The sequence below is a fragment of the Arthrobacter sp. 754 genome, from assembly GCF_040548695.1.
GTDB lineage: Bacteria > Actinomycetota > Actinomycetes > Actinomycetales > Micrococcaceae > Arthrobacter.
The window spans coordinates 341802-351494 of the sequence record NZ_JBEPSC010000002.1 but is presented as its reverse complement, the minus strand read 5'-3'; the positions used below and the strand labels follow the sequence as shown (position 1 = coordinate 351494).

General features: G+C 61.8%; 5 protein-coding genes. All 5 read right to left on the bottom strand.

The window, feature by feature from the left end:
- Positions 1 to 43: 43 nt before the first annotated feature.
- Positions 44 to 676 (bottom strand): hypothetical protein, encoded by a 633-nt coding sequence (locus ABIA70_RS07100; protein WP_354146888.1) that lies wholly within the window; start codon positions 674 to 676, stop codon positions 44 to 46.
- 264 nt (positions 677 to 940) lie between these two features.
- Entirely contained in the window at positions 941 to 1720 is a 780-nt protein-coding gene (locus tag ABIA70_RS07095) for a DUF4230 domain-containing protein (RefSeq protein WP_354146887.1), read from the bottom strand.
- A gap of 108 nt (positions 1721 to 1828) precedes the next feature.
- A complete protein-coding gene (locus tag ABIA70_RS07090) occupies positions 1829 to 2716 on the bottom strand; it encodes an EcsC family protein (protein ID WP_354146886.1) in 888 nt (295 codons plus the stop codon).
- A 174-nt stretch (positions 2717 to 2890) separates the two neighbouring features.
- Positions 2891 to 3130: a hypothetical protein gene (locus tag ABIA70_RS07085; RefSeq protein WP_354146885.1), complete on the bottom strand. Its 240-nt coding sequence runs from the start codon at positions 3128 to 3130 to the stop codon at positions 2891 to 2893.
- 48 nt (positions 3131 to 3178) lie between these two features.
- Positions 3179 to 9601 carry an anti-phage protein ProA gene (proA, locus tag ABIA70_RS07080; RefSeq protein ID WP_354146884.1) on the bottom strand — a complete coding sequence of 2141 codons (6423 nt, stop codon included), beginning with the start codon at positions 9599 to 9601 and terminating at the stop codon, positions 3179 to 3181.
- Positions 9602 to 9693 lie beyond the last annotated feature (92 nt).

Below are 9693 nucleotides of genomic sequence, written 5' to 3'. Positions count from 1 at the left end.
GAGAGCCAGCCAACGACGCATTACATCCGTCAAAGGAACAGAGCTAGATTGTCCACCAAGGGGAGTCGTCCTCCCGTCTTTGGTCCGCGGCGGCCGCCGTGACCCGTGGCCCAAGTTCGGCCCATGGTGTTGGGCCCCCGGAGAGCACCCGGACTTTGGCGATTCCCAGGCTTTTTTGTCCAGTCGCGGCCAAAACACTGCGGGGCACGACGTGAAACTCCCATTGGGCAACGTTCAACTGGTCATATTTGGCGTGATCGGTCTCGGTGTGTGCGCAGAAGACGTAGACCATTGCATTGAAGCGTCTTCCTGCAGGATCCATCCCATCGCCAGGTGCGCGAGGGTGGTAGCGCGTTCCCTGCAAACCGGAAAACGTCAGTGCGCTGATCTTCTTCTGCTCCCAAGACTGCAGATAGGCCGATGACTTGATTTCGATTGTTATGTCGCCGAAGAGCAGATCGTAGGAGTCCCACTCGATCCGCCTAAGATCTTCGATTCCGAGTGCCTTTCCGACGAGGAACTCGGCCAGATATCCGCGCGCGTTGTTCATCCGAAGATCACCGAGGGCGAACTGCCAAAAGTCCCTGACGGTCGTTCCTGACATTCCGGTGAACGTCTCATCACCGGAAAGCTGGTTAGACGCGGGCGGGACCAGCCACTGAATCTCGTCTGTCATAAACGGAGCATACATTTTGAAGCTCTACCACGGGAGAAGTCGTCTGTTTATGGATTCGGCGCTCATGGGCCTGTCGAAACTGCGGAGGTTTCGACAGCGCGTGTGGTGCGTCGGCTGTGGTTTGTACACCGGCCTCTCCAGCCCCTCCATCCGAGCCCTGAGCTGCAGCGCCAGGTAGGAGGAGTAGTGCCGTCTCTAGTGCAGGTTGCCGCCGTGGATCCAGAGGATGGGGACGTTGGTTAGTTTCCCCATGTTGTGGCCGGACTATTTGTCGAGAAACATGACCTGGATTTCGACCGAGCCGAACATGCTGGTAAGCATGGCTTTGGTGTTGTCGGTAGCCTGCTTCCGAAGCTCCGATTCCTCCGCGGCCGTGGCCATCTTCGTTTCGGCTTGTATGTAGAACTCTGTTTGCTCGGGCGTCTCCAACGCGTCGACAACCCTGTCAAGCACGCCCCGGTCCTGGCCGAACACATAGGACCTGTCGTGGTCGAGGTTGGGCTTGTCGAGCTGCGAGTCCGGCAGCAGCACAGTCACCGACTTGCCGTCCGGAGAAAATGTCAGGTCCTTTTCGGCGAGGCCAGACAGATCGACGTAAGCGTCGACCGTACCAGCCGCTACAAACAGCGTCCGCCTTCCGGCGATGACATCGGGGACTCCCGCGACGTCGTCCTCGATATCGAGGACCAGCTCAAAGTTGCTGACCGCGGCATGGTACCGGCTCAGGTTCTGTAACGACTTCAGAAGCGCTGGCTGGCTCCGGTCCGTCTGGCTCACCTGGAATGGTTTGAACCCAAAAATGTTCACCACACCGGAAAACATGTTCACGACACCGAGCCCGGTCAGCGTCAGCGCGACGAGCGCACCAACCACAACCAACGCGATGCCCCTCAAAGGCTTGCCGATCATCGGCTCCTTCTCCCCCTTGAAACGCCATGGAGCCGTTCCGATTTGTTTTCCTGTCCGGCGGTGCCGGTATGGCATGTTCAGCATGAGCGTAGCGCTTTTTCGACCGCGATAAGTCACCAGCTCGTGAGCGAACACCGATGCTTTCCCCTAGGCCTCTGCAGTCGCGCGGACGCTGGCGAAAGTACATGGAATCCGCACGGCCCGGCAGATGCATGAGCTCGGCGGTGGCTGAAAGCGAAGTGATCAGTCGATGGGAAACATCGATCTCGACGTACGGCCGATAACGCCCGTCATGGTTCCGTCCACTGCACCGCCGACCACTCCACCAACGAGGGGAATACCCTTCACCAGAGTCACGACTGCACGCTTCGAGCCATACTTGGCCAAGAGCATAAAACCGGCCTTCTTGTTGATCTCGCGAATAAGCACGATCGGGAGTTTCTTGATCGCTTCCATGGCCACCTTCTCGCCAACCTTGATGCCGATCGTCTTCGCGATCTGTTGTGCGTTCGAGCCCACAGCGATGAGCGTGACCACCGTCCGGACGTGTGGATCCTTGGGATCATACCCGCGCAGGTAGGCGATTGCGGCCGCGAGGCGCGCGTTTATCACAAGTGCGCCAGCCATATTGGCCGGAACAGTCAAGGGCATCGCGATGAACCCACCCAGGCCAGTTACGAAACCATTGACGCTTGCCGCTTGGACCGATTCGACGATCAGCTTGGCGATCACTTTGTCGACATCGACATGCTCGTCCTGCCTAATTTTTCGTGTCGGCTCCGCGTTTGGCTCGTAGCGGTCGCCCTGGACGCGCGACAGACGATCTTCGGCCCACGCGATCGACCCTGTCAGTGGACCGACGCCCGTATCGACTACGCTGCCGACCAGCTTCAAGAGTTGCTTGGATGCCTTCTCGGACGTAGTTGTCGGCGTATCCTCGGGATCGGCGGCGGCGTCCGAAAACGGCTCGTCACGTCCGGGGACGGTATCCCTCGGCGTCTCCTCAGGTTCAAGGACTGAAGCCGTTGGCGTCTCCTCAGGTTCAAGGACTGAAGCCGTTGGCGTCTCCTCAGGTTCAAGGACTGAAGCCGTTGGCGTCTCCTCAGGTTCAAGGGCGGTCGTGTTGGTCATCGCGATTCCTCTCTTAGGTCTTGCGTGAGTGTACCGAATGCGGGAACCGGCCGTTGTTGGGCTCGCTCACATCCAGGTGACATCTCTGTCGGGATCCACGTAAGTCGGTAACTTCGATTCACGGGATCAGTCCACGACGCGCTGTCGTAGCAAATGGGGAGGGAGCGCGCTGCCCTACTCGCCATAGGACCGGTCATCAACCGTGCGCTCCCTAAGCCAACAAAGGCTGCCGTTCTCGTCGTGGAATGGGTACGTCTGCGAATGCTCCAGACTTGCCAACGCGTAATCGATGTTCATGTGGTCCGCGGTTGCCATGACGAGCAACGCCTGCTGCCAAGTCATGTTCGTACCGACGACGTTATCTACGCCGCCTACGAAAGGCTCACCGCGCCTTGTGATTTCGTATCGCTTCAAGGTGTCTCCTGATCTCGGTGCGAGAATTTTCTGGGCGAAGTAAATGCGTCAGCTTGACGTGTGGACGACGTCACCGCGCAGCTCAAGCCGCTTGGTATCCACTCCGTACTGAAGACCCTCGTTGAGCCGCGCCGTTACCCCTGCAGTCCGCCGTTTTCCGCCAAAGTGTCGGATGGTTTCCCGGTGCAACTCCGGAATGGAAATTCCGCCACTCACCCTGACCACCTCTATCATCGCGTTCCGAAGCTCCACCACACTGATGTGTTCCGGCTTCCTGTCTGTGTCCTGTCCATTTGTCCGGAACTCCGACCAAGCGTCCCGGTCAATCGATGCATCCCAGATAAAGCCGTCCTCATCGCAGCTGTGCGCTGAGTCATCCAAGACATCCAGCACGGAATTGGCGCGCTGGGCATTAACCTTGTTCAGGTTGAAGGCCGCACAAGCAAGCTTCGCCAACCGCTCCTGGTGAATCGGGCCCTCTGCATCGACGATGGCGCGGATCGCCTCGCGGACAGTAGCAGCCGACCGACGGGATGGCAGGCTGTCGAGAACATCGATACCGCCGAAACTACGGACGGTCCAGGGCTCATACCTGGGATGTTCAGACTCCACAACGGCGACTGGCGGTGCTGAACGCCCCAGCGAAGCCGCGAACAACGGCCCAGGAACGGCCGCTGCAGCACGGCCGATTGTGTCGCCTTCACTGTCCACCGCTACTGTGGCTGTCGATCTATTACTCGGCACTCCACCGGCAACACCGCCATCATTTGTATTTGAAGATTCTGCTACCGCCTTCGAAAATGCCGCCTCCAGCTTGTCCAGCACGGCCTCCTTGTCGCTGATCCACGCCGGCAGCCAAACCCTCTCAACCGCAGGCCAGCGCATCATCCGCGTCAGGACATCGCCAGGCAGCCCGTCCCTGTCCCCGGCTGTTCGCCGCGCGGCCCAGGCGGGGCTGTCCAGAAGCACAGCCATCAGCGGCCGGTCAGGCGCGTCCTGCGTGGCCACACTGATGTCCACCTTGAAGTCCGACAATCCCACGTCGGTGGCCACCACAAAGCCCCGGTCGCGCAGCGCGTCTGCGATCTCTTCCCGGTGCAGGTCCACCGCAGGGCTCCGGCGACCGTCATAGGGCAAGGCGCCCGTCCCCTGCTCGGCGAGATCCAAGTAGGAACGCAGGTGCTTTATACCTACAGAACTCGTCTCCTCGGCCCGCAGCTCGGAAGGGCTGAAGCTGGAGAAAACAATCACCTGCCGGCGCGCGCGCGTCACGGCGACGTTGAGCCGCCGCTCTCCCCCTGCTCGGTTTAGCGGTCCAAAGTTCAGCGGAAGGTAGCCCTTGTCGTTCTTGCTGAAGCCCGTCGAGAAGAGGATGACGTCCCGCTCGTCACCCTGGACGTTTTCCAGGTTCTTGACGAACAGTCCCTCGGGATCTTCATCGAGAGCCTTGATAATCCGTGGGTCGTCCGTGTCCCGGAGGAGCCCCTCAATCAACGCCCGCTGCTGCAGGTTGAAGGTGACAACGCCAACGGACGGCGAGTCGCTGGCACCGTTGAAGTGCTTCCGCACCTCCTCGACGACGGCGGCCGCCTCCACAGGGTTGGTGCGCAGCACTTTTGAGGGTCCCGAGCGATGGAACTGGCCGTCGACGCGGACAAAGTTCACGCCGTGACCATGGATTCCCGGGTTGGGCGCGCCATGCGACGGCCCCGGGAACGAGGAAAGCTTGCTGTCGTAGTACTGCTGGTTGCTGAATGCAATTAAAGACTCATCCTGGCTGCGGTAGTGCCAGGAAAGCCACTGCCGCGGGACCCGCGCCTCGACACACTCGGAGAGAATCGATTCCATATCCTCGACTGCGGTGATCTCGCTCTCCACGTCGTCCAGGGAATCGCTGGACGATTCTGCAAACGAGGTCGGCGGCATCTGCTTGCTGTCGCCAACCACTACCACGGACGCGCCGCGCCCCATGGCGCCGACAGCATCTGCCACGCGGATCTGCGAGGCCTCGTCAAACACCACAATGTCGAAGAGATCCGCTCGCGCCGGGAAGAACCGCGCCACCGAATCAGGGCTGACCAGCGTGCAAGGCATGATCTGTGTGATCAGATCGGCATAGCCTTCCATCAGCTTGCGGACGGTGAGGCCACCGCGTTGCCTTGTCAGCTGGCGCTGCAGCTCCCCCATGCGTCCGGATGTGGATGACGAGGAAACGCGCCGGGAATTGACGACGCCGGCGGCCAGGTTGCGCTTGAGGAGCTCACGGACCAGCGTGGCTCGCGTGGTGAAGCGGTCGATGGTGCGTTCGTGGGAGCTGGCGTCGAAGTCCTCCAGACCGGTCGCCAGCTTCCGTTCTTCAAGGGAGCTTTCGGCGAGTCCGCGCTCGAACGCCGTGGCGGCGTCATCGGCTTCCAGCGAGCCATCCAAGATCGCCTCTCGGACGTCCGGGAGGCGAACAGAACGCAGCGGCTCGACGTGGTGCAGCAGCTCGAGCCACCGGTCCAGGCTGCGGGACCCTGTGGCGTCGAGGACACGTGCGCCTTGGGTACGCGCCCAGACTTCCAAGAATGGAGCGACTCCTGTCCACCGCTCGAGCTCAGTGCCGTCCACGGCGGGAATTTCGGTGAGTGCATCCCACGAAGCGGCCAGCTCGTACAGCCAGGCGATCACGTTTTCATGTACCGGCCGGCCGGTTTCGAGGAACGCACGCAGTCGGGTCTGGAACGGGGCCTCGTTGCCGGCGCTTGGCTGGACAGCCTGCGCCGCCCACCGCAACCAGCCGAGCCTGCGGTTGAGAGCCTCCCTGGCAGGCTCAGTCAAAGGGTTCCAGCCCTGCGGGACAGCCACCCCGGGGGTGCCGTGTGCCTCTGTTTGGAGACCCCAGATCTGATGCTGCGTATTTGCGAGATTCTGCAGCAGCGGTACCAGCTCCTTGTGCCTGATCTCGGCACCCGGGTGCATGACGGCGTCGAGCTCGGCGGCCACCGCAAGCAGCCGTTTCTTGCGCCCGAAGAAGCCGCTGGCCGCGGCCTGTTCTGCGCGTCCGAGAATCTCCGGCAGAGGCAGATCCATGGCTTCCGGCCGGACTTTGTCCAATCCTGGATGATTTACAGCGGCGAACGCTGCCACCAAGTTCTCAAGGTGCTGCGCTCCGGCTGACCACTGACCGGACCTAACATCGTCCAGTGTCCCCACCGGGACACTGCGGTCCTCAAGGAGGGCAGCAAGGACGCGGAGCTCCGAGGAGGAAGCCGCCGACTCCGCAACTGACAGCAGGTCGTCAACTGAACTGACGGCGTCGAGCGCTGCATCTATGCGGCGCCCCGCGCGCGTAATCTGGGCAGCACCAACCGGATCCGGTGGAGTCGCGATGAAGCGCCACGGATGGTTCTTGGCTGGACGGGCCCGGTCGGTGAATTCGGGCAGCTCACGGAGCAGCGCACGCACCGGCTCGAGGACCGTGCCATTGGCCGTGGACGTGAACTGCGTAGTCAGCGAGAGCACTGGGTCGCTGGGATCGAAAGTCAGGGCTTTGGTGCGCGCGCTGTAGAGCGACAGTTGGGCGCCGTTTTCCTCGTGGAGGTGGCTGGCGTAGCGGACGAGTCCTCTGCGTGCAGCAGCAAGATCGGTGGAGGCAGTATCCAGCCGCTGCTGATCCGAGCTGAGGCTCAGCTCCAGCGCATTCTTGATCTGGGCGCGGACCATGGCCGGTTTGCTTCCCTTGTCATGCAGGTCAAGGGAGAAGGGACCCATGCCCACCTCCTCGAGACGCTTCTGGACGACATCCAGGGCGGCACGTTTTTCAGCCACGAAGAGGACCCGTTTGCCCTCGACGATGGCCCTCGTCAGCAGGTTGGTGATGGTCTGGGACTTGCCTGTTCCTGGCGGCCCTTCGAGGACAAACGTCTGGCCGGCGACGGCGGAGGCAACCGCCTGCAGCTGGGACGAGTCTGCGGGGATCGGGCATGTCGCGGCAAGGGCGTCGAGGTCAGGCTCCGCAGCTGCTTTCACGGGATCTTGGAAGAGCTCGGTCGGGCTGCTGATGAGGTGGTCCACGAGGCGGTTCTTCCCGAACTGCTCCCAGCTCTCGTCCAGGTCTTTCCAGAGCCGGAACTTCGCGAACTGCAGCATGGACAGGTCCGCTGTGTTCTCCACCCGGAAAGCGAGCCCCTTGGCGGAGACGGCTTCCCTGACTGCGTGGAACGCAGCGTCGAGGTCAATACCGGAGCCGTCTTCCGCCGGTTCGGCCAGCCCGGGAATCTTGAGCCCGTGGGCCTGGGACAGCTTCTCCAGCAGGCAGTAATTCGGCGTTGACTGACCCGTCTCGTCAAGGGTGACCCGGTAAAGGCCCTGCTTGCCGGCGGAGGTCAAGTTCACGGGTACCAGCACCAGCGGCGAGCGCAGCGTGCGGCCATCGAGTTCCCAGAGGAGGCTGCCGAGGGCCAGGTAAAGGTTGTTGGCGCCCGTCTCCTCCAGCTGGGTTTTGGCTTTGTACGCCAGGCCGCGCATCTTGGCGTTGTAGGCGTCCTCAGTCACCTCGGCAAACACGGCCTTCTTCGAGCTCAGCAAGGCGATCAGTTCGTCCTGAGGAAGGTCCCTGCCGAAACGGATCCCGCGTTCCTGGTGGATAGCGCTGAGCTGGTTGGCCGGGACAAGGCTGACGGGAGTGCCATTGTTTACGAGATCTTCAAATCGGCCCAGCCATGAGCTGGGAACTGCGAGCGGGAAACGGGCTGTGTCCGTGAAGTTGATCAGCCGGTTGCGGAGGCTGAGATCCAGGAGTGCGTTCTTCCATTGGGTAACCCGGGGCGGAATGCTCGACGTCGAACGGCCGGGCGCCGCTCCCCGGCCGTGTTTTTCGGGTACTACTGGCGCCGTTTTGGCTTCCGGGACGTAGTTGGTGACCACGAGCGCCCCGGACTCGTTGGTTGTCCGCGCGGGCAGAGGATAAATTCCGTCCAATCGCGCCCGCCGGACGTCGGTGACGGCTTGGATCTTTTCCTGGCCCGAGTCGATGTATTCGGCTTCAGGACTGCTCCGCAGCAGTGCCGGGGTGATGGGATGGCTGCCTGTGAGCAGGGTGGTCTCGACCAAGCCAATGAAGCCGCGCTGGACGAGGCTCACGAGTTCGAGGGCGTCGTCGGACGCGGCGGTTGGCAACGTCATTTCTTCGCGCCAGTATCCGAGGAAGGCGTGCCCCTCCACGACCCACAGGAGCGGCGCGATTCCGCAGAACTCCAGCGCTGCTGCCATCACCACGGTGGTGTCGAGACAGGTGCCTAAGCGGCCCTCAAGAACCTGGGCCGGTGTGCGCACCTGCTGGCCCTGCAAACCCCAGCTGGCGGGTGGCATGCTGTACCGGATGTCGCGGTGGCTGGCTGCCTGGGCCAGAGCGAAGACAATTTCGTCCACGCGCTCGGCGCCTTCTGTGTAGCCGTCCAGGCTGCTCCGGCCCGTAGCTTTTCCCAGGGCATCGGCAGCTTCGGAGACAAGCTGGGCAACAGCAGGGTGGTGTGGCTGGACGAAGGCTGCCAGGAATTCGTAGGAGACGAGTCCTTTACCGGCGATCCAGAGCTGCGCCGGGAGGAGCTGCAGGCTAGCTTCCGACCTGCCGATTTCGGCGGCTTCCACGCCGGCGGCAGCGGACTCGATCGTTACCAGGACGCGCCCTGGCTGCTTATCGTTGAGCTCATACATGGTCGTGGCAGACACGTGCACATCGACGTCGTCCAGGACCATCGCCTGCCCTGCGGCGAGGTCGACGTACTGCTGGAAGTCTTCTGAGATCTTGCCGGCGCTGGAGTGGACTTCGATGCGTACGACGGCGCCGCGGATCTCAACACCCGGGTTGGTGATCTTGATCTGCCGCACGAACTTGAAGCCGTTGTGCACCATTGCGTAGCTCAGAGACTCCGCCGCCGTGATCTCGACGCTGACGGCATGCTGAAGGTGCTGATGGCTCTCCACGTCGGGCTGAGCGACGGGCAGATCAACTTCGCTTCCAACGGTCGACTCTGTGGCTTTGGGGACTATGAGCGCTTCTCCGCGCGTCTTGAATTCGTCGACGAGAGCACTAAGTTCTTGGGCTGCGCCGGTTAGTTCCAGGTGCTTGGCCAGTCGCTCAGCAGTGTCGAGGGCGCGGAAGGTGTCTGCGTCGTCGAATGCCTCGTTATGGGCCCAGAGATTACGGGCCTGGCGGAGCTCGGACGTGTAGCTGCGCGCGTCGTGGGCGAGGTTGAATGGATAACCAAGGGAACCCAAAGCCTCTGTCATCGTCCGGAGCTGGACGCTCAAATCCTGGGCTGAATAATTGCTCGCAGTTCTACCCGCGGTAGCATCCTTGTGCTCCAGAATCTTTGGCCAGGCCACGCCCGGCGCAAGTGCCCCCAGAACCGACTCAATGTATGACCCTAAGCTGGCGGCCAAGATGTCCAGCGACCGGCCGACGTACTCTCGGTTGGAATGCCCCATTGTGTTCCCCCATCTTCGGCGATCGCCGACCTTCAACTCAGCTCAGAGTAGTGCGGCCAGACACGTCTTCCAACCTCAGAAACGGAGGACTA